This is a genomic window from Stenotrophomonas sp. SAM-B, assembly GCF_013387485.1.
In the GTDB taxonomy this organism is placed as follows: domain Bacteria; phylum Pseudomonadota; class Gammaproteobacteria; order Xanthomonadales; family Xanthomonadaceae; genus Stenotrophomonas; species Stenotrophomonas maltophilia_AA.
Genome location: NZ_JABBXB010000014.1, coordinates 1 through 23,882, shown reverse-complemented (window position 1 = coordinate 23,882; position 23,882 = coordinate 1). Strand labels below are relative to the sequence as shown.

The 23,882-nt window shown below is 67.1% G+C and carries 21 protein-coding genes and 1 tRNA gene; 9 read left to right on the top strand and 13 right to left on the bottom strand.

The genetic code is table 11. The annotated features are described in order from the left end of the window. Positions 1-31: 31 nt before the first annotated feature. Complete coding sequence (locus HH110_RS17680; RefSeq protein ID WP_176990868.1) at positions 32-1,048, bottom strand: Type 1 glutamine amidotransferase-like domain-containing protein; 1,017 nt, start codon at positions 1,046-1,048, stop codon at positions 32-34. 168 nt (positions 1,049-1,216) lie between these two features. On the opposite strand from HH110_RS17680, the gene HH110_RS17675 reads away from it, so the two are divergent. Further along, positions 1,217-3,964, top strand: coding sequence for a TonB-dependent siderophore receptor (locus HH110_RS17675; RefSeq protein WP_176990867.1), 2,748 nt, complete (start codon positions 1,217-1,219; stop codon positions 3,962-3,964). 101 nt (positions 3,965-4,065) lie between these two features. On the opposite strand, the gene HH110_RS17670 is transcribed toward HH110_RS17675, so the two are convergent. The 9 genes from HH110_RS17670 to HH110_RS17630 form a co-directional block, all read right to left on the bottom strand. Continuing rightward, positions 4,066-5,388: a DKNYY domain-containing protein gene (locus tag HH110_RS17670; protein WP_176990866.1), complete on the bottom strand. Its 1,323-nt coding sequence runs from the start codon at positions 5,386-5,388 to the stop codon at positions 4,066-4,068. 695 nt (positions 5,389-6,083) lie between these two features. Then, positions 6,084-7,175, bottom strand: a complete 1,092-nt coding sequence (ychF, locus tag HH110_RS17665) for a redox-regulated ATPase YchF (protein WP_176990865.1) — start codon at positions 7,173-7,175, stop codon at positions 6,084-6,086. A gap of 121 nt (positions 7,176-7,296) precedes the next feature. Further along, positions 7,297-7,875 (bottom strand): aminoacyl-tRNA hydrolase, encoded by a 579-nt coding sequence (pth, locus tag HH110_RS17660; RefSeq protein WP_176990864.1) that lies wholly within the window; start codon positions 7,873-7,875, stop codon positions 7,297-7,299. Between the two features lie 81 nt (positions 7,876-7,956). Beyond that, a complete protein-coding gene (locus HH110_RS17655) occupies positions 7,957-8,571 on the bottom strand; it encodes a 50S ribosomal protein L25/general stress protein Ctc (protein WP_102789571.1) in 615 nt (204 codons plus the stop codon). Between the two features lie 111 nt (positions 8,572-8,682). Beyond that, on the bottom strand, positions 8,683-9,642 hold the full coding sequence (locus HH110_RS17650; RefSeq protein WP_026070235.1) for a ribose-phosphate diphosphokinase: 960 nt from the start codon (positions 9,640-9,642) through the stop codon (positions 8,683-8,685). 136 nt (positions 9,643-9,778) lie between these two features. Then, a tRNA-Gln gene (locus HH110_RS17645) sits at positions 9,779-9,855 on the bottom strand. A 9-nt stretch (positions 9,856-9,864) separates the two neighbouring features. Continuing rightward, positions 9,865-10,728 (bottom strand): 4-(cytidine 5'-diphospho)-2-C-methyl-D-erythritol kinase, encoded by an 864-nt coding sequence (ispE, locus tag HH110_RS17640; RefSeq protein ID WP_176990881.1) that lies wholly within the window; start codon positions 10,726-10,728, stop codon positions 9,865-9,867. Between the two features lie 2 nt (positions 10,729-10,730). After that, entirely contained in the window at positions 10,731-11,390 is a 660-nt protein-coding gene (gene lolB / locus HH110_RS17635; protein ID WP_176990863.1) for a lipoprotein insertase outer membrane protein LolB, read from the bottom strand. Continuing rightward, positions 11,387-13,075 (bottom strand): tetratricopeptide repeat protein, encoded by a 1,689-nt coding sequence (locus tag HH110_RS17630; protein ID WP_176990862.1) that lies wholly within the window; start codon positions 13,073-13,075, stop codon positions 11,387-11,389. The genes lolB and HH110_RS17630 overlap by 4 nt, the downstream gene beginning before the upstream one ends. 65 nt (positions 13,076-13,140) lie before the next feature. Between HH110_RS17630 and hemA the strand changes: the two genes are divergently transcribed. Genes hemA through ppk2 form a run of 4 tightly spaced genes read left to right on the top strand, consistent with a single transcriptional unit; the run spans position 13,141 to position 18,067 of the window. After that, positions 13,141-14,439 (top strand): glutamyl-tRNA reductase, encoded by a 1,299-nt coding sequence (gene hemA, locus HH110_RS17625; protein WP_176990861.1) that lies wholly within the window; start codon positions 13,141-13,143, stop codon positions 14,437-14,439. Beyond that, positions 14,417-15,502, top strand: a complete 1,086-nt coding sequence (gene prfA / locus HH110_RS17620) for a peptide chain release factor 1 (RefSeq protein ID WP_176990860.1) — start codon at positions 14,417-14,419, stop codon at positions 15,500-15,502. Before hemA ends, prfA begins: the two co-directional genes overlap by 23 nt. Positions 15,503-15,527: 25 nt before the next feature. Beyond that, entirely contained in the window at positions 15,528-17,237 is a 1,710-nt protein-coding gene (locus tag HH110_RS17615) for a tetratricopeptide repeat protein (RefSeq protein ID WP_176990859.1), read from the top strand. Positions 17,238-17,287: 50 nt separating this feature from the next. Further along, a complete protein-coding gene (ppk2, locus tag HH110_RS17610) occupies positions 17,288-18,067 on the top strand; it encodes a polyphosphate kinase 2 (protein WP_176990858.1) in 780 nt (259 codons plus the stop codon). A gap of 111 nt (positions 18,068-18,178) precedes the next feature. Here the strand turns inward: ppk2 and HH110_RS17605 are convergent, their stop codons facing one another. Both HH110_RS17605 and HH110_RS17600 read right to left on the bottom strand, forming a co-directional pair. Further along, positions 18,179-18,742: a TlpA disulfide reductase family protein gene (locus HH110_RS17605; RefSeq protein WP_176990857.1), complete on the bottom strand. Its 564-nt coding sequence runs from the start codon at positions 18,740-18,742 to the stop codon at positions 18,179-18,181. Further along, positions 18,739-20,013, bottom strand: coding sequence for a YihY family inner membrane protein (locus HH110_RS17600; protein WP_176990856.1), 1,275 nt, complete (start codon positions 20,011-20,013; stop codon positions 18,739-18,741). The genes HH110_RS17605 and HH110_RS17600 overlap by 4 nt, the downstream gene beginning before the upstream one ends. Positions 20,014-20,118: 105 nt before the next feature. Between HH110_RS17600 and wrbA the strand changes: the two genes are divergently transcribed. The 3 genes from wrbA to HH110_RS17585 all read left to right on the top strand — a co-directional run bounded on the left by wrbA (position 20,119) and on the right by HH110_RS17585 (position 21,642). Next, positions 20,119-20,709 (top strand): NAD(P)H:quinone oxidoreductase, encoded by a 591-nt coding sequence (wrbA, locus tag HH110_RS17595; protein ID WP_176990855.1) that lies wholly within the window; start codon positions 20,119-20,121, stop codon positions 20,707-20,709. Continuing rightward, entirely contained in the window at positions 20,706-21,053 is a 348-nt protein-coding gene (locus HH110_RS17590) for a DUF2069 domain-containing protein (RefSeq protein WP_176990854.1), read from the top strand. Before wrbA ends, HH110_RS17590 begins: the two co-directional genes overlap by 4 nt. 103 nt (positions 21,054-21,156) lie before the next feature. Continuing rightward, complete coding sequence (locus tag HH110_RS17585; RefSeq protein WP_121044584.1) at positions 21,157-21,642, top strand: asparaginase domain-containing protein; 486 nt, start codon at positions 21,157-21,159, stop codon at positions 21,640-21,642. Positions 21,643-21,722: 80 nt separating this feature from the next. Here HH110_RS17585 and HH110_RS17580 read toward each other — a convergent pair whose 3' ends face one another. After that, positions 21,723-23,468, bottom strand: a complete 1,746-nt coding sequence (locus HH110_RS17580) for a S8 family peptidase (RefSeq protein ID WP_176990853.1) — start codon at positions 23,466-23,468, stop codon at positions 21,723-21,725. Between the two features lie 225 nt (positions 23,469-23,693). On the opposite strand from HH110_RS17580, the gene HH110_RS19335 reads away from it, so the two are divergent. Continuing rightward, a partial coding sequence (locus HH110_RS19335; RefSeq protein ID WP_206677562.1) for a hypothetical protein occupies positions 23,694-23,882 on the top strand: 189 nt, incomplete at its 3' end.

The window sequence follows — 23,882 nt, the reverse complement described above, 5'->3', positions numbered from 1 at the left end:
GCGTGGCTGTTTTGTCGCGCATGGCGTGGATCTACCGGCGCAGCTGCAGGCGCCCCGCACGGATGTCAGCCGTGATCTCGAACGCCGCGTCGTCCACCCGGAAGCCATCCAGGTGCAGGCGACTGCCCTCGCCTACCCCGGTCACCGGGATGGCGAGAAAATCCAGCGGTTTACCGCCACGCAGGCGATCGGCGGTGTGCTGCGGCATCACCAGCCACGCATAGCCGCCATCGCGGCTGTACACCTGGCCGGTGCCGTCGGCTTCCACGCACAGCGCGGTGTCTTCATCCACGCCGAGGCCGACCATGTCCTGCTGCCCGCTGCGCTGGGCGGCACGGGCCACGAATACGATCAGGCGGCCGAGCCGGTCGCGCTTGCCGAAATGGGTATCGGTGACCACGTTGGCCAGGTACGGCATGGCCAGGAAATCGCTGTCCAGCGTCACCGCCCGGCCCATCGGATCGCGCAGCGCGCGCCGGGACGTCACGCTGCCGCCATCCAGGGCGCCGTAGCTGTAGCCCCCCAGGATGGCCAACCCGGCACTGGTCCCGGCGATCGGTCGCCCGGCGCGGACGTGCGCATTGAGCGCCTCGTTCACCGGCGTGCCCTTCCAGAATCGGATATAGCGCGACTGGTCGCCGCCGGCGATGAAGATCGCATCGGCAGCGGCGATCACCCCCAGCACCGCCGGGTCGTCGGCCGCGCGCCGGCTGTTGAACACCAGGGTCTGTACCGAGGCCGCCCCGCCGATCTCCCGGTAGAGCCGGTTCTGCAGCTCATCGGCGCCGGAGGCGCGCAGGATCACCACCCGGCCGTGACCGGCACGCGCCAGCCACCACTGGAACGCGACCGGCACCCACTCGCCACCGCCCATCAGCATCATCGCCGGCTCGGTATGGGTGGCGCGCGGGGCGTCCAGGGCGCCCACCTCGTAATAGCGATAGCCCGGGTCCTGCAGACTGCGCGAATCCTGGGCGTGGAGGGGGAGCGAGAGCGCGGCGAGCAACAGCCACAGGAGGGAATGGATCGGCCGGAAACCCTTGTGCACGTTGACCTCCCTGAATAAAACGGGCCTGAAAGCGCTTTCACTCTTTGCCAGAGAAATTCGCAGTGGTCAACCCCGTAAAAAAGGCGTTAAATGCGCGCCGTCCATTCGCGAAATGTGAATGGGGGACAGGCCTCCCTCGAGGCCGACACTTTCTTCTCGAGAATTCTCATGCGTAAACAGGCGATGGCGTGGTCGATCCAGCTGGCGTTGATGGGTGTGGCCGCAACCGCGGCTGCCCAGACGTCCGCCCCCGGGGTGCAGCAACTGGATACGGTGCAGGTCACCGGCTCGCGCATTCCGCGCGCGCAGGTGGAGGGGCCGGCCCCGGTCACCGTCATCACCGCCGAGCAGATCCAGGCCAGCGGCTTCACCAGCGTGCCGGACGTGCTGCGCTCGATGACCCAGAACGGGGGTGAGACCCAGAGCCAGCAGTCCTCCAGCGGCGCGGACTTCTCCCCCGGTGCGCAGCAGGTCGACCTGCGCGGCCTCGGCCCCAACCACACCCTGGTGCTGGTCAACGGCCGCCGCATCGCCGATTTCCCGATGCCCTTCCAGGGCCGCAGCAACTTCACCGACGTCTCCAACATCCCGATCGGGATGATCGAGCGCATCGAAGTGCTGACCGGAAGTGCCTCGGCGATCTACGGCTCGGACGCCATTGCCGGCGTGGTGAACTTCATCCTGAAGAAGCAGGTCGATGGCACCACGGTCGACATGCGCATGGGCACCACCAGCGAAGGCGGCGGTGAGTCCTTCGACATGAGCATCGCCAGTGGCTTCGACGCCGGCCGCTTCAGCGCGGTCTACAGCCTGGAACTCCAGTCGCAGACGCCGCTGTGGGCGTATGAGCGCAGCCAGCAGGATTCCACCCTGGATGCACCGACCGAGAGCGCGCGTGCCGCGCGGCGCGCCTACCTGCGCACCGACTACAACGATGACTACCTCGATCCGGGCCAGGCCACCTGCGATGCGCTGGCCGGCCAGAACAACGGCAGCACCCAGTACGCCGAGCGTGCGCGCTACGGCTTCTACTGCGGCAGCGACCGGTCGATCGGCTACGGCACGATCCTGAGCAAGCGCCGGGGCGCCAACGGCTATGCCGCGCTGCGCTACGCCTTCGACAACGGCGCGGAATGGTTCGCCGATGTGCAGATGGGTTACCACGACCTGGCGCTGATGCGCGATGTGACCCAGTGGGGCCGCATGGCCGCCGACGGCAATGAAGACGGCTACTTCTACAACCAGGCCACCGACCAGGTGGAGTTCTGGCAGCGCCAGTTCTCTCCGGAAGAGATGGGCGGGTTGAACAACGGCATGGTGCGCAGCACGCAGAAGACCTTCAGTGTGACCACCGGCTTCAAGGGCGCACTCGGTGCGGACTGGGAGTACGAGGCGTCGTTGAGCCACTCGCAGTACCAGTCCCGCATCCGCTGGCCGCAGATCATCGCTGCCAAGGCCAATGCGCTGTTCCTGGGCGAGCAGCTGGGCGAGTACACCGATGACGACGACAACGTGTTCCCGGTTTTCAACGCCGACCCGGCGCGCCTGTACCGGCCGCTGAGCCGCAGCGAGTACGACTCGATCGCCGCACGCACCACCTATACGCCGAAGTCGCGCACCGATACCGCCGCGCTTACCCTGACCAACGGCGAGCTGTTCGAGCTGCCGGGCGGCAAGGCCGGCTTCGCGGCGACGGCCGAGTTCGGCAACCAGTCCTATGCACTGAATCCGGACCCGCTGGCGACGCAGTACTACTATTACAGCTGGAAGGATTCGGACGGCCACGGCAGCCGCAACCGCTGGGCGACCGCCGCCGAGCTGCGCCTGCCGCTGCACGACACGTTCAACCTCAGCGTGGCCGGCCGCTTCGACCAGTATCGCTACTCGGGCAACACCATCGGCAAGGCGACCTGGAGTGGCGGCCTGGAATGGCGCCCGATCGAGACCCTGCTGGTGCGCGGCTCCTACGGCACCGCCTTCCGCGCGCCGGACCTGCACTATGTGTATGCCGGCCCGGGCAATGACGAAACCAGCGCCAATGACTATTACGCCTGTGCGGTGGACGGCGGTGATGACTGCTCGGATTACGAGGAGAACCTCATCCGCACGCGCGAAGGCAATCGCAAGCTGGATCCGGAAACGAGCACCTCGTGGAGTGCCGGCTTCGTGTGGTCGCCAGCGGTGGGGCTGGACCTGTCGGTGGACTGGTTCGACATCGACATGCGCGACCAGGTGCAGGACATGGACGTGAGCACGATCCTGCGCGATGAGGCAGCCTGCCGCCTGGGCGGCGCCGATGCGGCCTCGCCGACCTGCGTGGATGCGATCAGCCGGGTCACCCGCACCAGCGATGGCCGCCTCTACGGCGTGCATGTGAGCCCGATCAACATCGCGCGCGAGACCACGCGCGGCATCGACGTGGGCCTGCGCTACCGCCTGGGCACCGGGATCGGCGACTTCATCTTCAGTGGCAACCACACCTGGGTGAAGACGCACGATTTCCAGCAGTTCGAGGGCGATGTGGTCGAAGACCAGTTCGCGGTCAACAGCGGCTTCGATATCCCGCGCACCAAGACCAGTGCGAGCGTGACCTGGGAGAACGCGGCGTGGTCGGCCACGCTGTACGGCTCGCGCCTGGGCAGGCTGCCGACCTACGACAGCTACGACCAGAGCTTCGATCCGGACAGCGGCGACAGCCCGTGGATCGGCGCGACGTACCGTTACAACGTGTCGCTGCAGTACCGCTTCGACGATCATTCGCGCCTGTCGCTGTCGGTGGTCAACATCGCCAACAAGCTGCCGCCGAAGGATGCGACGTATACGCCGTATCCGTACTACGACGTGTCCTGGTTCGATACGGTGGGCCGGACGATCAACCTGCAGTACACGCACAAGTTTGGCGGTTCGGCGCTGTAAGCGCGGTTTCTGGACCTGCACAGGGCCCGCCGCATGGCGGGCTTTGTGCTTTTCATGGCCTGCGTTTGGCCACGACCCGGACAGGGCTGCTGTGGCCAGCGTCAGTCCCCTGCGGATGCCAACCTGGTCCACGCGGCGCGTACCGCAGCAATCACCTCGGGGTCAACCTCACGGTGCTGTTGGCACCACACATGGCGGGCATCAGCTGCGTAGGGGTAGCTCACGGGTTGAAAGGAGCAGGGATCCGCGTCAGCAAGCTGATGCTCATGGAACCAGACGCGGGTCTCGTCCCTGCACCACGGACCCTGCACCTTGGGCGCCCCTGGCGCGCAGCGTCCCAGTGCAATGAACATGGATCCGGTCGAGTCGTGGAACCACAGCTGCTCACGGTCTTGGAAGAAACCATTCCCCAGGCGCACCAGCGATGCAGCATCAATGCCCGCGCAGACCACCCCATGTCGATACACAGCGTTACGCCCACGCGCGATACCTGCCTCAAGAATCTCGAACGTATCCGGGGATTCGGGAAGACGTTCCATGCCGTACCAGATCCTGGCGCCGTCGCCGTAGTAGTCGCTGTCCCTGCACAAGCGTTTGAAGCGCGCCGGGTCAACCTCATCGCAGGCGAAGTCACGGCCATCGCGGTCCGCAACGTATGCGTGATTGCCCACCACTACCGCGTTTCCAACCACGCGGAAACGCTCCTGCAATCCGGCGATGGGTCGATCCTTGAAATACAGGCGGTTGCCGTCCCGCCAGATCAGGCCAGCCACCCGACGGAAGTGAAAAGGGTCCGCTTCTTCGACTCGCCGAGCGGATGCGAGGCGGGAGGACCCGTAGTACACGTGCTTCCCGTCGGTGATGTACTCGTCGCCAAACCACAGGGGGCGGCCTGGCGTGGCCCTGCGCACGAAGGCGTTGCCACGCTTGTTGAAGCGCAGCACCAGCTTTCGGAAGTAGAGCGCCTTCTGATGGCGCTGCTGCTCGGGCATCCACGCAATCAGCTTGGCAAGCAGAGGATCCAGCTCCGCCATCGCATCTGATGACAGGCCACGTACCTTGCCCAGCCTGCCCTTGCCGACGCGCCACACGCCCTCCTCGCCCATCCCACCATAGGGATACCGACCCACAGCCACGTAGCCTTTGGCCTCCTCCCCTGACAGTGAAGCCAGACACCGGAACAGATCCAGTTGCGGGACCGCGTCCTGCAGATTTCTGCCATCGCTCAGAAAGAACAGCAGCACCTGCTGTTCGGGCAGGTACTGGCAAAGGAACAGCTCTTCCGGGTTGCAGTCCGCAGTGTCGAGCAGGTCTGCAAGGGCATCGAGCACCTGCCGCTCGTCCGGCAACGGCTGTTTGAGCCACTGCTCGAACAGCGCGGCGGGGACATGGATCTGCGCAGCAATTGAGAGAGGCTCGCTCACGGGTGCTCCGGATGAAGGTGGCTGCCAGCGAATGAATCCATCGTGTGGGCTGGCGCCGCGGAATTATCCAGCCGGGCCGGCCACGCAGCCATACAACTACTTGATAAAGAGCAATCAGCCTTGTCGGTATCCTGAAGCAGGTGCGCGACGTGGACGAGTCGGCCTAGCACCCGAGACCGTGCGGCGCTTCTGCCCTTGACGATGCATGCCGCGGGAAACACTGCATGCACCGGCGTCTTTTCCACACCCCCCGTGGAAACCCATGGGGGTTTGATGTGGACAAGTGCATGCAAGCCATGCAGCGCAACGCTTTCAGGGCGTGGCGATATTTTGTCCAGCCGCAGATCGCGGTTTTCCACACACACCGTGGAAAGCGATGGGGGTTTGCTGTGGACAACCCCGGGTGAGCGATGCACTGCAACGGTTTTCAGTGGTGGTCATAAATTGACCACGTCGCGTGCGGGCGGGTGCGCCGGGGTGCCGGCCAGCGGCCGACACTACCGCGCAGGGGTTTTCCACACGGTGCGTGGAGAGGCGTGGGGGTTTGCTGTGGACAAGTGAGGCGGAGACATACCAGGCAAGGGTTTCGATGCCTGGTCATTTTTTATCCAGCCCACTCTGGTGCGGAATGTGCTCGGCACAAACGCAAACGCCCCGCGCGAGGCGGGGCGTTCGGGCATCAACGTGCGAGGAACTCAGACGTTGAAGCGGAAGTGCAGAATGTCGCCTTCCTGGACGCGGTATTCCTTGCCTTCCAGACGCAGACGACCCGCTTCCTTGGCACCGGCTTCACCCTTGTACTTGATGAAGTCGTCATACGCGATGGTTTCGGCGCGGATGAAGCCCTTCTCGAAGTCGGTGTGGATGACGGCGGCGGCCTGCGGGGCGGTGGCGCCCTTGCGCACGGTCCACGCGCGGACTTCCTTCACGCCTGCGGTGAAGTAGGTCTGCAGGCCCAGCAGCTGGTAGGCCGCGTAGATCACGCGGTTCAAGCCCGGCTCGGACAGGCCCAGGTCGGCCAGGAACGTATCGCGGTCTTCGTCGTCGAGCTGGGACAGCTCTTCTTCGATCGCAGCCGAGACCGGCACGACCTGCGCGCCCTCTTCGGCGGCACGGGCACGCACGGCATCCAGGTGCGGGTTGTTCTCGAAGCCGTCTTCCAGCACGTTGGCGATGTACATCACCGGCTTGAGCGTCAGCAGGAACAGGTCACGGACCAGCGCCTTCTCTTCCTCGTCCAGGCCGGCGGTACGACCGGCCTTGCCGTCGGCCAGCGCGGACTGCAGCTTGGCCAGCACCGGCTTGCGGGCGGCCGCTTCCTTGTCGCCACCCTTGGCAGCGCGCTCGGCGCGGTTCAGGGCCTTCTCGACGCTGTCCAGATCGGCCAGGGCCAGTTCGGTATCGATGGTGTCGATATCCGAGAGCGGGTCCACCTTGTTGTTGACGTGGATGACGTCGGCGTTCTCGAAGCAGCGCACCACGTGGGTGATCGCATCCACTTCGCGGATGTGGGCCAGGAACTTGTTGCCCAGGCCTTCACCACTGGCAGCGCCGGCGACGAGGCCGGCGATGTCGACGAACTCCACCGCGGTCGGGATGACCTTCTGCGGGTTGATGATCGCGGCCAGCACGTTCAGGCGCGGATCCGGCACCGGCACGATGCCGACGTTCGGTTCGATCGTGCAGAACGGGAAGTTGGCCGCCGCGATGCCCGCCTTGGTCAGCGCATTGAACAGGGTCGATTTGCCGACGTTGGGCAGACCGACGATGCCGCATTTGATACCCATCTTTGACAACCTCTGGGGTGAAAGTGATTGGGGAAACAGCGACGTTCGGCGCTGCTTTTCCAATCATTCTCCGTACCGACCAACGGTCGGTACCTACCGGTAACGTCAGCTACCGGCCACGCTACTTCGGGGTGTGCAGCCGCTTCATCGCTTCACTGAAATCGCCGCGTACTGCCAGCGGCAGGACGTCGATCGCATCGTTGACCGCATGGCCGATAAGCACATCATCGTCCTTGCTGGCACGCCCCAGCACCCACGGGACCACGCGATCCTTGTGACCGGGATGGCCGATGCCGATGCGCAGGCGGTGGAACCGGCCATGGCCAAGCAAGCGGATGGTGTCGCGCAGGCCATTCTGGCCGCCATGGCCACCGTCGAACTTGAGCCGTGCCACGCCGGGCGGCAGGTCCAGTTCGTCGTGCGCCAGCAGCGTCTCTTCCGGTTCGATCTTCCAGAAGCGCTGCGCCGCGGTGACCGATTTGCCACTGAGGTTCATGAAGGTCGCGGGCTTGAGCAGCCATACCGGCTGGCCGGCGATCTCGACCTTGGCGGTCTCGCCGAACAACTTGCTGTCCACGCTCCAGCGCGCGCCGGCCTGTTCGACCAGGGCGTCAATGAAACGAAACCCGGCATTGTGCCGGGTCTGGGCGTGCTCGGGTCCGGGGTTGCCCAGACCAACGATCAATCGCAATCCTGTCATTACTCTTCTTTCGTCGGTACCAGCCCTGTGCCGGTACATACAGAAACGGCGCCTGCCCCGAAGGACAGGCGCCGCAATCACTTACTCTGCAGCCGGCGCTTCGTCGGCAGCTTCTTCCTTGCCGAGCTTGGCGGTGACGATCGCGTCGTCATGGTCCTTGCCCTGGGCCAGGGCCGGGATCTCGACGCCCTTCGGCAGCTTGATGTCCGACAGGTAGATCACGTCACCAGCCTTCAGGTCGGCCAGGTCGACGTCGATCGATTCCGGCAGGTCCTTCGGCAGGCAGGTGATGCTCACTTCCTTCAGTTCGTGGGTGACCACGACGTCGGCAGCCTTGCCGGCCGGCGAGGTGTCTTCGTTGATGAAGTGCAGCGGGACGTTGGCGGTCAGCGCTTCGTTCTCGTTCACGCGCAGGAAATCCAGGTGCAGGATCAGCTGCTTGAACGGGTGGCGCTGCATGTCACGCAGCAGCACCTTGGTGACCTTGCCGTCCAGGTTCAGGTCCAGGATGGACGAGTAGAACCACTCGTTCTGCTGGGCCAGCCAGATTTCGTTGTGGTTGAGCTGGATGACGCTCGGCTCGACGTCGCCGCCGTAGATGATCGCCGGGATCTGGCCAGCGCCACGCAGGCGGCGGCTCGCACCCTTGCCTTGCAGTTCGCGCTGGACGACCTTGATTTCATGATTCTTGGCCATGCTGGTTTACTACCTTCGTTGTTTGCCCCGCCGTGATGGCGAAGCGATGAGGGAACATCCGCGACCAGATGTCCCCGGGAAACCACCCGCCGTTGCCGGCGGGCGGAAAAATCAATCCACGTACAGCGAGCTGACCGACTCACCGAAGGCGATGCGGCGCATCGTCTCGGCCAGCATTTCCGCCACGCTGAGCTGGCGGATCTTGCTGCACACCCGCGCCTCTTCACGCAGCGGGATGGTGTCGGTCACCACCAGCTCATCGAGCTGGGAGTTGTTGATGTTGTCCACCGCCGGGCCCGAGAGCACGGCGTGGGTGCAGTACGCGGCGACCTTGAGGGCGCCACGCGCCTTCAGGGCTGCAGCGGCCGCACACAGGGTGCCGGCGGTATCGACGATGTCATCGACCATCACGCAGGTCTTGCCTTCGACGTCACCGATGATGTTCATCACGGTGGAGACGTTGGCGCGCGGGCGGCGCTTGTCGATGATCGCCAGATCGGCATCGTCCAGGCGCTTGGCGACGGCGCGCGCGCGCACCACACCACCCACGTCCGGGGACACCACGATCAGGTTCTCCGTGCCGTAGGCGCGCCAGATATCGGCGAGCAGCAGCGGCGAGGCGTACACATTGTCCACCGGCATGTCGAAGAAGCCCTGGATCTGGTCGGCGTGCAGATCCACCGTCAGTACCCGGTCAGCCCCGACAGCGCTGAACATCTTTGCAGCCACCTTGGCGGTGATCGGCACGCGCGAGGAGCGCATGCGACGATCCTGGCGCGAGTAGCCGAAATACGGCACCACGGCGGTGACACTGTTGACCGAGGCGCGCTTGAGCGCATCGATCAGGACCAGCAGTTCCATCAGGTTCTCGGCGCTGGGCGCACAGGTCGGCTGGATGACGAAGACGTCCTGCTTGCGGACGTTTTCCTCGATCTCGACCTGCACCTCACCATCGGAGAAGCGCGACACCAATGCCTTGCCGGGCCGCACCCCCAGTTCCTTGCAGATGCTCTGCGCAAGGCGCTTGTTGGCGTTGCCGGAAAATACCAGCAGGTTGGGGTGTTCTTGCATCATGACGGTCTCGGGCGGGAGCGATTGGCGGAGAACTGGGCCGCCGGCACCCGGAGGTGTCTGCGGTGACAACACCGCGGCGTATGCACCGCGCCCGCGCAGACATGCGCATGGAGTCGCGGCAGATATCCGCTAGTGGCAGGGGCGGGAGGATTCGAACCTCCGAATGCCAGGATCAAAACCTGGTGCCTTGGGCCTCTTGGCGACGCCCCTGCATCAAAATCAGTAACGCTCGAGTACATCAAGCAGTGGCGAGCGCTCCACGCCCGCAGCCACCCATGCCCGCAGTTCCTTCGGCAATCGCGCCAGGCCCTGCTCTGCAGCAGCGCGCGTGGCGAACTCGACGAAACAACCGCTTCCCGACCCGGTGAGTCGTGCCCGGCCGATACTGCTCAACGCCGCGAGCGCTGCCTCTACGGCAGGTTCGCGGCGGCGCAGGACCGGCTCGAACGCATTCCCGAGCAAAGACCCGGAAGCGAAGTCCGCTATTTTCGCCACTGGGGCATCCCGCGTCAAATCCGGTGATGCGAAAAGTGCCGGTGTCGGCACGTGAACGCCCGGATGGACCAGCACGAACCAGGCCGGCGGCAACGCCATCGGGGTGAGCAGTTCGCCCACGCCTTCGGCCCAGGCGTTGTGCCCGCGCACGAAGACCGGCACGTCCGCGCCCAGCTGCAGACCCAGCGCGGCGAGCGCATCCGCGTCCAGCCCGGTGTTCCAGAGACGGTTCAAGGCGACCAGGACGGTAGCGGCGTCGGACGAACCGCCGCCGAAGCCGCCGCCCGCCGGCACCACCTTTTCGACGCCGATGTCGGCGCCTTGGGCGACATTCGCCGCATTCTTCAGAAGATGGGCGGCACGCACTGCCAGATCATCGGCCTCGGCCACCCCGGCGACCGAGACGCCTTCACGCCGGACCCGGCCATCGTCCCGCACCCGCAGGTGGATGCGATCCCCCCAGTCGAGCAGCCGGAACACGGTCTGCAGCTGGTGATACCCGTCCGGGCGCCGCCCGGTGATGTGCAGGAACAGGTTCAGCTTGGCCGGGGCCGGCCAGGTCGACCCGCCATCGGCCGCATCCAGCATGCTCATGGGCCGGCCAGCACCCAGCTGTCGACCACCAGGCGCACCTTCGCGTCGCCATTGACCGCTTCGATCCGGCGCGGCAGCACCGGGCGACCGGCTTCGGCCGGGTACCAGTCGAGGTACTGGATCTCCCAGCCCATCTGCTGCACCCGACGCGGGCGCCCGTCGCCATCGCGTTCGATGCGCTCGGCCGGGGCCGCGTCGGCGACCAGGCCGCGCACCCAATCGGGCAGCTGGTTGACCGGGATATCCCAGCCGGTGGCCTCCAGCAGCACCTGCTGGGCATCCTCGCCCTCGCGCGTGCCGCCTTCCAGACCTTCCAGGCGGCCGCCCTCGTGATGGCTGTCGCCGGTCAGCTTCCAGCTCTGCCTTGTGACCGGCGCGCTGAGCTCGACCACATACCCGGCCGCCTGCTGCTGCCAGTCGATGCGGCCGCTGCCACCGTTGCGCCCCTTGCTGATTGCCACCCGGCCCTGGAATGACCAGGCCGGCTGCGCGCGCACGGCGGCGACGCGTTCGGTCTCGGCCTGCTGTGCAGCGGCCGAGACGGTGTTGACCACGGTCGGAGCGGAGGGGGCCTTGCGCTCATCCAGCGACACGCAGGCGGAGAGCGACAACGCCACGGCCGCGGCGAACGCGGCCTTCAGGGACACCAGATTCATACGCCGTATTTCTCGATCACGCGCTGCAGGGCGCGATTGTCCGGGTCGAGCTTGCGGGCCTCTTCAAAGAAGTGGCGCGCCTCGTCCTTCTTGTTCAATACCCACAGCACCTCGCCCACGTGCGCGGCGATCTCCGGGTCCTTGGACAGGGTCCAGGCGCGGCGCAGCTGCACCAGCGCTTCTTCATTGCGGCCCAGGCGATACAGCACCCAGCCGTAGCTGTCGACGATGGCGGCGTTGTCCGGCTCGGCCACGCGCGCGCGGTCGATCAGCTCCAGTGCCTCCTGATAACGCTGCGTGCGGTCGGCCAGGGTGTAGCCGAGCGCGTTGAGCGCGGCGATGTTCTCCGGGTCGGTGACCAGCACCTTGCGCAGGTCGGCCTCGGCGCGCGGGATGTCATCGCGGCGCTCCCAGGCCAGCGCGCGGGCATACAGCAGCGCGTTCTCATCCGGATACGCGGCCAGGCCACGGGCCAGCGCATCCAGCTCGCCGGCATCATCGTTGCCGCGCTGGCGCAGCTCGGCTTCCAACAGATAGGCGTCGCGGCGGGCATCGTCATCGACGGTCGCATCGGACTGGATCGCGTGCACCTCGGCCAGCGCCTTGTCGGTGCGGCCCAGTTCGTTCTGCGCATTGGCCGCGCGCAGGCGCGACTCATCGCGTTCCGGGCCACCTGGCACGCTGTGGTACCAGTTGACCGCCTCCTCGTAGCGCTTGAGGTACTCGGCGATCTTGCCCAGCAGCAGGCGTTGGGCCGGATCCGGCTTGGTCGCCTGCTTCGAGATATCGGTATACAGCGCCAGCAGGCCCGGATCGTCCTTCTGCTTCGCCAGCAGCGAGGCGCGCATGCCGTAGGTCTGCACATCCTGCGGACCGACCGCCAGCACGCGCTCGGCCGCCGCAGGCTGCCCCATCAGGTCGTAGGAGATCGCCACCGCGTTGCGCAGCTCGGGATCCCGGGTGGTCTTGGGCTCCACGCCCTTCAACAGGGCCAGGGCCTCATCGGTCTTGCCGGCCTGGTTGAGCTGGCTGGCATGCAGCAGGGCCACGCGCGGTTCATCGGGGAAGCGCCTGACCACCTCATCGACCATGCGCCGGGCCAGCTCGGGCTGCTCCATGCGCATCGCCAGGCGGCCGAACTCCTGCCAGACCTCCAGACGGTCGGGGATCGCATTGGCATCGACCAGCTCGCCGAGCACCTGGGCCGGCACCTTAGGATCGCTGCCGCCGCTGACCAGGGCACCGATCGCGAACTTCCACGCGGTCGGGTCGGGATCCTTGAGCAGGGCCTGCAGTTCGGTGCGGGCGGCTTTCATCTTGTTCTGGCGCATGTCCAGCGCGGCCGTGCTGCTGCGCATGGCCAGCGAGCGCGGTGCGCGCTGCTCCCACAGGGCCAGCGCGCGGGCGGCACGCTTGTCATCGTTGGCCAGCATGGCGATCCGGGCGGCGCGCTCGGCCAGCCCGGCATCGCCGTCGCTGGCCTCGGCCGCCTCCAGGTACCAGCGTGCGGCATCGCCCAGTTTGCCGGCCTGCAGGGCGAATTCGCCCGCCATGACCGGGGCCAGGGGGACCGCCTCGACCGCGCTGTCCTTGGCCTTGCCCGGGGCTGCCGGAGGGGCGGCCAGGGCGTTGGCGGTGAACAAAGACAGCAGCAGAACGCTGGAGATGCGAATCAATGCGGGCATCGGGGGCATCTGAGCCTTAAAATGACGACTTGAATGGCCAGCAGCTTATCGCAAGCAACTGAACAATGACCCTGTGGGTGCTCGGACTGAATCACCAGACCGCGCCAGTGGAACTGCGCGAACGCGCCTCCTTTGGCGGCGACGCCCTGCCCCAGGCATTGGCGTCGCTGCGCGATACCCCGCAGGTGGCCGAGGCGGTCCTGCTCTCCACCTGCAACCGCACCGAGCTGTACGCGGTGGCCGAATCCGGTGACGCGCTGGCGCAGTGGCTGGAGTCGCATGCCGGCACGCTGCACGGCTACCTCTACCAGCACGCCGACGCCGATGCGGTACGCCACCTGTTCCGCGTCGCTACCGGGCTGGACTCGATGGTCCTGGGCGAGCCGCAGATCCTGGGGCAGGTGAAGGATGCCTGGGCGCTGGCGCGCGATCACGGCCTGCTCGGCCAGCGCCTGGACCGGTTGTTCCAGCAGACCTTCTCGGTGGCCAAGCGCGCCCGCACCGATACCCGCGTGGGCGCCAACCCGGTCTCGGTGGCCTCCACCGCGGTGCGCCTGGCGCAGAACTCGTTCGCGCGGCTGGAGGATTCCACCGTGCTGCTGGTCGGCGCCGGCGAGACCATCGAGCTGGCCGCGCGCCACCTCAGCGAAGGGCGCGTGCGCCGGCTGCTGATCGCCAACCGCACCCTCGCGCATGCGCAGGAGCTGGCCAGCCGCCACGGCGGGGTCGCCCTGCCACTGAGCGAGCTGGACCGTCATCTGGGCGAGGCCGACGTGGTGTTTTCGGCCACGGCCGCGCGTGAGCCGGTGATCACCCGGGCGCAGGTGGCCGCCGCGCTGAAGACCCGCAAGCACAAGCCCATGCTGCTGTTCGATCTGGCCGTGCCGCGTGACATCGAGGCGGGCGTGGGCGAACTGGCCGACGCCTTCCTGTACACCGTCGACGATCTGGAGCGCGCGGTCGAAGACAACCGCCGCAGCCGTCGGGAAGCTGCGGCCGAGGCCGAAGCGATCATCGAGCTGCAGGTCGCGCGCTTCGTTGAAACCCTGCAGGCCAGCGCACACCAGGCCCCGCTGCGGCAGCTGCGCGCCTATGGCGAAGCGACCCGCGTGGAGATGCTGGAGAAAGCCCGCCAGCAGTTGGCCCACGGCAAATCGCCGGAGGAAGTGCTCGAGCTGCTCGCGCACGGCCTGACCAACCGCCTGCTGCACCCGCCGACCGCCGCCCTGCGCGCGGCCGCGCTCAGCGGCGATACTGAACTCACCCGCGCCGCCGAGCGCCTGTTCCCGGCCAAGCCGGGTTACCAGCACCCTGCCGTGCGTAACGATGTAGCGAGGAAAGATGACGCCGACCCTGCGCCGTAAGCTCGAAGCGCTGGCCGAGCGCCGCGAAGAACTCGAACGCCTGTTGTCCGACCCGGCCGTGGTCGGCGACAACGACCGTTTCCGCGCGCTCTCGCGCGAGTTCTCGCAGCTGGAGCCGGTCGCCACCGCGCTGGCCGACGAAGGCCGGGCCAAGGCCGATCTCGCCGCCGCCGAAGCGATGCGCGACGATCCGGACCTGCGCGAGCTGGCCGACGAGGAAATCACCGCCGCGCAGCAGCGCCTGCAGCAGCTGGACGAAGAACTGGCCCTGCTGCTGGTGCCGCGCGATCCGCGCGATGACGGCAACCTGTTCCTGGAAGTGCGCGCGGGCACCGGCGGCGACGAGGCGGCGATCTTCGCCGGCGACCTGTTCCGCATGTACGCCCGCTATGCCGAGCGGCAGGGCTGGAAGGTCGAAATCGAATCGGACAACCCGGGCGAACACGGTGGCTACAAGGAAGTCGTGGCGCGCGTGGTGGGCCGTGGCGCGTTCTCCCGGCTGAAGTTCGAATCGGGCACGCACCGCGTGCAGCGCGTGCCGGCGACCGAGTCGCAGGGGCGCATCCATACCTCGGCCGCGACCGTGGCGATCATCCCCGAGGCGGACGATGTCGAGGACGTGGTGATCAACCCGGCCGACCTGCGTGTGGACACCTACCGCTCCTCCGGCGCCGGTGGCCAGCACGTCAACAAGACCGAATCGGCGATCCGCATCACCCACCTGCCCAGCGGCGTGGTGGTGGAGTGCCAGACCGAGCGCAGCCAGCACGCCAACCGCGACAAGGCGATGAAGCGCCTCAAGGCGCAGCTGCTGGATACCGAACGCAGCAAGCAGGCCGCGGCCCAGGCCGAAAGCCGCCGGCTGCAGGTCGGCAGTGGCGACCGCAGCCAGCGCATCCGCACCTACAGCTTCCCGCAGGGGCGGATCACCGACCACCGCGTGGAAGGCCTGACCCTGTACGACCTGCCCAACATCCTGACCGGCGATCTGGATGCGCTGGTCAGCCGCCTGACCCACGAACACCAGGCCGACGAGCTGGCCCGGCTCGCGGAAGGCAACTGAGCATGGCGGCCGCCGAGCGGCAGCGATGAGTGCCGATCCGCAGCGCCTGCAGCTGCGCCAGGCCGTGCAGCGGCAACCGGCGGACTTCATCGCCTGGGTGATGCTGGCCGACGCGGAGCTGGAGGCCGGCGATGTGCGGGCGGGCGAACAGGCCGCCACGCGCGCCCTGCAGCTGCGCGGCGACCATCCCGAAGCGCTGGCCCGGCTGGGTCGCGCACGCTGGATGCAGGGTCGCCACGGCGAGGCGGCCACGCTGCTGCGCCAGGCGGCGGATCGCGCCCCACAACATCCCGGCATCACCCTGTGGCTCGGCCACGCACTGGAAGATGCCGGCCAGCCCGAAGCGGCCGCCGATGCCTATCGCCATGCGCATCGCCTGCTGCCGGGCGAGCCCTACATCACCGCGCAGCTGCTCAACTGGCAGCGTCGCCTGTGCGACTGGCGCGATCTGGAACGGTTGTCGGTGCAGGTCCGCCAGGCCGTCGCGCAGGGCCAGGCGGTGGTCGAACCGTTCGCCTTCCTCAGCGAAGACAGCAGCGCCGCCGAGCAGCTCGCCTGCGCCCGCCAGCGCGCCGCCGCCCTGGCCGAGGGCATTGCCCGCCTGCCCCCAACCACGGTCCGCCCGCAGGGCACGCTGCGGGTCGGCTTTCTCTCCAACGGCTTCGGCGCACATCCGACCGGCCTGCTGACCGTCGCGTTGTTCGAGCAGCTGCGTGCGCTCGGCACGCTGGAGCTGCATCTGTTCGCGCTCACCGGGGACGACGGCAGCCCCATCCGACAGCGCCTGCAGCAGGCGGCCGACACGCTGCACGATGTCAGCACGCAGCCGCACCAGATCATCGCCCGGCGCATCCGCGAGGCCGGCATCGATGTGCTGTTCGATCTGCGTGGCTGGGGTGGCGGGGGCACCCCACAGGTGCTGGCGATGCGCCCGGCCCCGGTGCAGATCAACTGGCTGGCTTACCCGGGTACCTCCGGCGCGGCGTGGATCGATCACGTGCTGGCCGATGCCTTCGTGCTCCCCGAGGCGATGGCGCCGGCCTTCAGTGAGAACGTGCGGCGGCTGCCGCGCGCGTTCCAGCCGTCGGACAACACCCGGGTGCTGCAGCCGGTGCCCTCGCGCGAAGACTGCGGCCTGCCCGCGCAGGGCGTGGTGCTGTGCTGTTTCAACAACAGCTACAAGCTCAACCCGCGCAGCATGCAGCGGCTGTTCGCGGTGCTGCAGGGCGTGCCCGGCAGCGTGTTGTGGCTGCTGTCCGGCCCGGGCAATGCCGATGCGCGGCTGCGCAGCGCGGCCCGCCAGGCACAGCTGGATCCGGCGCGGCTGGTGTTCATGCCACGCCTGCCCCACCCGCAGTATCTGGCGCGTTACCAGCACGCCGACCTGTTCCTGGACACGCACCCTTACAACGCCCACACCACCGCCTCCGATGCGCTGTGGGCCGGCTGCCCGGTGCTGACCTGCCCCGGCACGACGTTCGCCTCGCGCGTGGCCGGCAGCCTGAATCATCATCTGGGCATGCACGATTTCAACGTGGCCGACGACGCGGCGTTCGTGGCCACCGCCCTCCGGCTCGGCAACGACCCGGCTGCACTGGAGGCGGCGCGCGCCACGCTGGCACGCCGGCGCGAGGACAGCGGTCTGTTCGACATGGCCGGCTTCGCGCACGACCTCACCGAGGTGATCGAAACGCTTGCCCGTGAGCGTGGCTGGCAGGGCCCACACATCGCCTGAGCATCGGCTGCGCTAGGCTCGGGCTCTCCGTGGATCACCGAGGCACGCCGATGGGCAAGCTCAAGCGCAAGGACTACCAGGCCCTGCTGGAACCGATGCAACTGGAACTGGCGGCGATGGCGCGCTGGGTGCAGCACACCGGGCAGCGCGTGCTGGTGCTGTTCGAAGGCCGCGACACGGCCGGCAAAGGAGGCGCGATCCAGGCGATCGCCGAGCATCTCAATCCGCGCCAGTGCAAGGTGGTCGCGCTGCCCAAGCCGACCGACCGCGAGAGCACGCAATGGTATTTCCAGCGCTATGTCTCCCACCTGCCTGCGGCCGGCGAGATCGTGCTGATGGACCGCAGTTGGTACAACCGTGCCGGCGTCGAGCATGTCATGGGCTATTGCACCGAAGCGCAGTACCGCAGCTTCCTGGCGCAGGCGCCGGTGTTCGAGAAGCTGCTGATCGACGATGGCATCGTGCTGTTCAAGTACTGGCTGAGCGTGGACCAGGCACAGCAGGAAAAGCGCTTCGCCGAGCGTCACCTCGATCCGCTCAAGGGCTGGAAGCTGTCGCCGGTGGATCTCAAGTCACGCAGCAAGTACAGCGCCTATACCGAGAGCCGCGAAGCGATGCTGCGCGCGACCCACAACGACGCGGCGCCGTGGACCCTGGTCGACTTCAATGACCAGAAACGCGGGCGTCTGGGCCTGATCCGCAACCTGCTCGACCGCCTGCCCGATACCCGCGTGGACGAACCCGTGCTGGCGCTGCCGCCGCTGAAGGGCAAGCTGCACAAGGAGCACTTCGGGGTCTTGAGGCCGATTGAACCCTTCGTTGTCGCGTAGATCCACGCCATGCGTGGATGCTTCATGCGTCCCGTATCCACGCATGGCGTGGATCTATCGGGCATAGCGAGGCGCAGGCATGCCGGGTATCAGCCGGCACGCCCGTGAAGCTCAGCCTTCCTTGATCCGCGCTTCGATATCATGCGCGGTGACCGGGCCGAGGAATTCCTTGGCGACCTTGCCATCCGGCGCGATCAGGTAGGTCATCGGCAGGCCGCGCGGGATCGCGAAGTCTTCCGGCGGGTTGTAGGTATCCACGATCACGATCGGATAGGTGACCGGACGCTTCTCCAGGAAGGCCTTCATCTCGGCCGGCTCGATGTCCTCGAAGGCCAGGCCGACCACTTCGATCTCGCTGCGCATCGCGTGCAGCGCGGACAGCTCGGGCATTTCCTTGCGGCACGGCGCGCACCAGGTTGCCCAGAAGTTCACCACCACCCATTTGCCGCGGTGCGCGGCCAGGTCGTACTCGGTGCCATCCAGCGCCTTGGCCTTGAGCGTGGGCTGTTCAACGGTCTTGCGCTCGGTGGCCGGAACGGCCTCCGTCGGCGGCGCGGCCGGTTCTTCGATCGGCGCCGGGGCGGCGGGCGCGGTGGCCTCGCTCTGGGCGACGGGTTTGTTGCAGGCGGCCAGCGTCAGCAGGCCCAGGGCCAGCAGCAGGGGCTTGGCGGTCATGGCTTTTCTCCAGGGATCGTGTAGATGTCGCTGACGCGGCGCTTGAGCAGTTCGCGCAGCGGCAGGCGCAGCGTGTCCAGCGCAGCCACCGAGGCCGTGCCGAGGCTGTCGTCGCGATACGGCAGGTAGGCTTCCTTGATCGGGATACGCATCTGCGTGGTCTCGTACAGGTCGGCCAGAGTGAGTTTGTCCAGATCGCGTGCCAGCAGCCATTCGCCCCGCTCGTCGCGACGGACCACGCGGATCGCTTCAAGGTCGCAGAGCAGGGTCTGCAGCAGCGAGTCGGTCAGCATCGGCTCCAGCCTCAGGATCTCGTCGTCATCCAGGCTGCGGCCTTCGGCGCGTGCCTGGTGGAACCGGCCGATCAGGCGCAGCAGGCCGTAGATCTCATAGCCCACCGGCAGGCGCAGGTCGGCCGGCTGATAGCGGAACGCGGCGATCGAAGAGGCCAGCGAGGCGCCGAGCAGCACCGACACCCAGCACAGGTAGATCCACAGCAGCAGGATCGGCACGAAGGCGACCGTGCCGTAGAGCTTCTGATAGGACTGGAAGCTGCCCAGGTAGGCGCCCATGCCCCACTTGACCAGCTCGAGCATGATCGCGGCCAGGATCGCACCGGGAATGGCATGCCGCCATTTGACCGTGTGGTGCGGCACCACGCGGTAGACCAGCATGATGCAGATGAACTCGATCAGGATCGGGGCGACCGTTAACGACACGTTGGCCAGCCAGCGGCCTTCGCTGGTCCCGAACAGCGGCAGCGCGAACACCCGCGCCGAGACCGCGAGCGAGGCGGCGGCCAGCATCGCGCCGAGGGTGAGCACGGTCCAGTAAACCAGGAAGCGGGTCAACTTCGGCCGGGTGGAGCTCACCCGCCAGATCTGGTTGAAGGTTTCCTCCACGCTGTTGAGGGTGATCAGCAGCGACACCACCAGGGCGATGAAGCCCGCGGCGGTCAGCTGCCCGGCACTGGCCGAGAACTGCCGCAGGTAGCCTTCGGCGGCACGCGCCGCGTTGGGCACGAAGTTCGAGAACACGTAGTCGCTGAGGGTATCGCTCCAGCGGTCGAACACCGGGAACGCGGAGAGCACCCCGAACACGACGATGGCCAGCGGCACCAGCGCGAACACCGTGGTGTAGGCCAGCGAGGCGGCAGCCTGGAACAGGCGGTCATCGAGGAAGCGGCGCCACAGGAAGCGGCCGAAGCTGGTCGCGCGTGCGCGGTCCCGGACGCGTTCGATCCACAGGTTGATCGTATCGAGAGGTTCCATCGGCGCAAGGGTACCCGATGACGGGTGTGCGGCATGCACGGACCTCGCCCTGAGCGGGCTGCGTTGCCATACTGGCCGCATCGGACTCAACGAGATGGAAGCGAAATGGCGGAGATCCTGGTGCTGTATTACAGCCGTGGCGGTTCAGTGGCACGGCTTGCCCGCCAGATTGCCCGCGGCATCGGTGAGGTGCCGGGCATGAGTGCGCGCCTGCGCACGGTGCCGCCGGTGGCGGCGGTGACCCAGACGGCGCTGCCGCCGGTGCCCGAGGACGGCGCACCGTATGTGAGCGTGGTCGACCTGGCCGAGTGCACGGGCCTGCTGCTGGGCAGCCCGACCCGGTTCGGCAACATGGCCGCGCCGGTGAAGCATTTCCTGGACGGGCTGGGCGCGGAGTGGGTGAACGGCACGCTGGCCGGCAAGCCGGCGGGGGTGTTCACCTCGACGGCGTCGCTGCACGGGGGCCAGGAATCGACCCTGCTCTCGATGCAGGTGCCGCTGCTGCACCACGGCTGCCTGATCGTCGGCATTCCCTTCACCGAGCCGGCGCTGAGCCACACCACCACCGGCGGCACGCCGTATGGCGCCAGCCATGTCGCCGGCGCGGACGACAACCCGGTGCCGAGCGAGGATGAGAGCATCCTGGCGCGGGCGCTGGGGCGGCGGGTGGCTGATATCGCACGGCGGCTGGCGTGAGCACGCGGGCGCAGGAGATCGTGCTTGCCCTGCTGCTGGTCGCGCTGGCGGTGCTGTTCGCGGTCTGGTTCGCGCAGGACAAGCATTGGCTGGCCACCCAGCTGGTGTTCACCCTGCCGCCGCTGCTGCTGGCGCTGGGGGTGCTGGTGAGGCGCGGCAAGGCGATGTTCTGGGCCGGCGTGCTGGCGCTGTTCTGGTTCAGCCACGGCGTGATGAGCGCCTGGAGCCATCCGGAGGTGGCGCTGTGGGCCTGGCTCGAGCTCGGGCTTGCGCTGGCGGTGATCGGGGTGGCGAGCACGCCGGGGCTGCGGCGGCGCTTCGGGCAGAAGAGAACGGCTGGCTGACCGCCCGGCGTCGCGGGCCTGCATCCGGCGGGCGGCAGCCGTATCATCTACGGGTCGGCGCGGCGGTTCCGTGCCCTTCTGTCTGGTACCCAGGATGCTTGCAATGGAAGAACTACTGATCATCACCACCGGTGGCACGATCGACAAGATCTACTTCGACGACAAGTCGGACTATCAGATCGGTGATCCGCAGATCGGGATGATCCTGCGCGAGCTGGGCGTGACCTTCCGTTTCAATGTGATTCCGATCCTGCGCAAGGATTCGCTGCACATCACCGACGATGACCGCGAGCTGATCCGCGCGACGATCGCGGCGCAGCCGACGCGGCATGTGCTGGTGACGCACGGGACCGACTCCATGGTGCAGACCGGCCAGGTGCTGAAGTCGATCACCGACAAGACGATCGTGATGACCGGTGCGCTGAGCCCGGCGCGCTTCCGTGGCTCGGATGCGGAGTTCAACATCGGGTGTGCGATCGGTGCGGTGCAGTCGTTGCCGAGCGGTGTGTACATTGCGATGAACGGCCGCATCTGGAATCCAGAGCAGGTGCGCAAGAACGTGGCGGCCAACCGGTTCGAAGCGGCGTAATCCCTCCCTGGCGAAGCGTGTAGATCAAACGAACGCCCCGGCATGCCGGGGCGTTCTGCGTTGGTGCGATGGGAACGCGATCAGTACTGCGCGGTAAGGGTGACCCCGGAGAAGGTCGAGTAGGCCTTCACCCGCACATGCCAGGTGCCGGCCGCGGGGGCGCTGATCGTGCAGGTTTCGTTGTTGCCGCTGAGGTACGGGCGGCAGGTGTAGACGGTATCCGTCGGGGCACTGCCGGAGCGGACGTAGAGATCGGCATCGCCGCTGCCGCCGGCGATGGTGACCTTCAGCTGGCTGCTGCCCGACGGCACGGCCACGGTGTAGGCCAGCGAGGCACCGCTGGCGGCGCCGAGGCCGGTGACCGGGACGTTGTTCTGCAGCACGGTGCCGGTACCCGGTCCCGGGCCGGTGCCGTTGAGCGCTGCCGTCACCGCCGCATCGGCGTCGACGATGCCTGCGCCGCAGCCACCCGAGCAGGCGCCCGGGAGGGGACGTGCAGTGCTCTTGAGCAGGCTCTCGATGGACGCCGGGCTCAGCGCGGTGGGGGCGACGGACTGGACCAGGGCCACGACGCCGGCGACATGCGGGGCCGCCATCGAGGTGCCGTTGTAGGACGCGTACGAGGCGCTGCCCGGGACCGTGGTGCCGCTGTTGAGGGTGGAGAGAATCGCCTGCCCCGGCGCCGAGATGTCGATGCCGGTGCCGTAGTTGGAGAAGCTGGCACGGGCGCCGGCCGACGTGGTCGCGGCGACGGCAATGACGTTGGCGCAGTTGGCCGGCACCGAGGACGAGACGTTGGTGCTGCTGTTGCCCGCGGCGACCACCACGGTGGTGCCGCGCGAGACGGCGCCATTGATCGCGGTCTGGTAGGTGGTGGAGCAGCTGCCACCACCGCCGAGCGACATGTTGATCACTTCGGCGGGATTGGCGTTGGCCGGGACGCCGCTGACGGTGCCGCCGGAGGCCCAGACGATCGCGTCGGCGATGTCGGAGGTGTAGCCGCCGCACTTGCCGAGCACGCGCACCGGGACGACCTTGGCATTGAAGGCCGTACCAGCCACGCCGGTGCTGTTGTTGGTTACCGCCGCGACGGTGCCGGCCACGTGGGTGCCGTGCCAGCTCGAGTTGGAGGCCGGAATGCCCGAGCCGCATTCGTTGGCGGCGTACCAGTCGCCTTCGTCGTTGGGGTTGTTGTCGCGGCCACCGCCATCGCGCGCCATCGCCGCGTCGCTGATGAAGTCATAGCCGGGCAGGATGTTGGCGTTGAGGTCGGGATGGTTGGTGATGCCGGTGTCGATCACCGCGACCACCACGCCGGTGCCGGTGGCCTTGTCCCATGCCGGGCGCACGTTGATCGAAGCATTACTGGTGCCGAAGCCCCACTGCTCGGAGAAACGCGTGTCGTTGGGCACCAAGGTCGCCTGCATCAGCTGGTCGACCTCGACGTATTCCACGCCCGGGTCGGCTGCCAGGCGACGCATCAGCAGCTCGGCTTCGGCACGGTCCAGCGGCCGGTCGGCCTTGACCACGGTCGGGCCGATCGCCAGCTGACGCAGCTTCTGCAGTCCCAGCGCGCGGCCTTGTGCGGCCGGCACTGCCGCAGCGGCGGCCTTGAGCGAGCTGGCCAGCGCGGTCGGGGTGGCGACCTCGGTGCTGCCGTCCTTGTACTTCACGATGAAGCGCTGATGGGTCGGCGCCGAGGACAGGCCGCTCAACTGCACATCGCCGGCGAACGCCGGGGTGGCCAGCAGCAGGGTCGACAGAACAGACGCGCCCAGTACAACCAATGCACGGTGACGCAAACGGTGTTGCGAGACATGAGACATCGGATTTCCCTTTCAGACAGTGAATGCCGTCGTCGCGGCTGAGAATCCAGGTCCGATCCGGGGGCTGCTGAAATCGATGGCGCGGATCGGCCCGGTGAGTGGATCGGTTCCCCTGAATCAAACCGCCCATCGCGACGCTAGTGGCTGACTGGCCGATCAACAATGTTTCAGCTGCACTTCAGTGACATGAAATGTCGGATCTGAGACTTTCCGGGTCGAGGGTTTGTGAAAGTGAAGGAACTCACGGCCTTTCAGGTGGTCCGATTGCGCCACGGATTGTCTGAAATGGCTGTCGCGGTCGACAAATTCGGGACACCACTTGCGCATCAAGGACTTACGCCTCTGCCACCGCAGGACAGTAGTGCCGGCCGCTGGCCGGCTCCCGACCATCCTGTAGTGCCGGCCAGCGGCCGG

Bases quoted from the DNA above. Each gene is read 5' to 3' on its own strand.
- HH110_RS17675 (WP_176990867.1), top strand. From the start codon at position 1,217: ATGCGTAAACAGGCGATGGCGTGGTCGATCCAGCTGGCGTTGATGGGT.
- ychF (WP_176990865.1), bottom strand. From the start codon at position 7,175: ATGGGTATCAAATGCGGCATCGTCGGTCTGCCCAACGTCGGCAAATCG.
- pth (WP_176990864.1), bottom strand. From the start codon at position 7,875: ATGACAGGATTGCGATTGATCGTTGGTCTGGGCAACCCCGGACCCGAG.
- HH110_RS17655 (WP_102789571.1), bottom strand. From the start codon at position 8,571: ATGGCCAAGAATCATGAAATCAAGGTCGTCCAGCGCGAACTGCAAGGC.
- HH110_RS17650 (WP_026070235.1), bottom strand. From the start codon at position 9,642: ATGCAAGAACACCCCAACCTGCTGGTATTTTCCGGCAACGCCAACAAG.
- ispE (WP_176990881.1), bottom strand. From the start codon at position 10,728: ATGCTGGATGCGGCCGATGGCGGGTCGACCTGGCCGGCCCCGGCCAAG.
- lolB (WP_176990863.1), bottom strand. From the start codon at position 11,390: ATGAATCTGGTGTCCCTGAAGGCCGCGTTCGCCGCGGCCGTGGCGTTG.
- HH110_RS17630 (WP_176990862.1), bottom strand. From the start codon at position 13,075: ATGCCCGCATTGATTCGCATCTCCAGCGTTCTGCTGCTGTCTTTGTTC.
- hemA (WP_176990861.1), top strand. From the start codon at position 13,141: ATGACCCTGTGGGTGCTCGGACTGAATCACCAGACCGCGCCAGTGGAA.
- prfA (WP_176990860.1), top strand. From the start codon at position 14,417: ATGACGCCGACCCTGCGCCGTAAGCTCGAAGCGCTGGCCGAGCGCCGC.
- HH110_RS17615 (WP_176990859.1), top strand. From the start codon at position 15,528: ATGAGTGCCGATCCGCAGCGCCTGCAGCTGCGCCAGGCCGTGCAGCGG.
- ppk2 (WP_176990858.1), top strand. From the start codon at position 17,288: ATGGGCAAGCTCAAGCGCAAGGACTACCAGGCCCTGCTGGAACCGATG.
- HH110_RS17605 (WP_176990857.1), bottom strand. From the start codon at position 18,742: ATGACCGCCAAGCCCCTGCTGCTGGCCCTGGGCCTGCTGACGCTGGCC.
- HH110_RS17600 (WP_176990856.1), bottom strand. From the start codon at position 20,013: ATGGAACCTCTCGATACGATCAACCTGTGGATCGAACGCGTCCGGGAC.
- wrbA (WP_176990855.1), top strand. From the start codon at position 20,119: ATGGCGGAGATCCTGGTGCTGTATTACAGCCGTGGCGGTTCAGTGGCA.
- HH110_RS17585 (WP_121044584.1), top strand. From the start codon at position 21,157: ATGGAAGAACTACTGATCATCACCACCGGTGGCACGATCGACAAGATC.
- HH110_RS17580 (WP_176990853.1), bottom strand. From the start codon at position 23,468: ATGTCTCATGTCTCGCAACACCGTTTGCGTCACCGTGCATTGGTTGTA.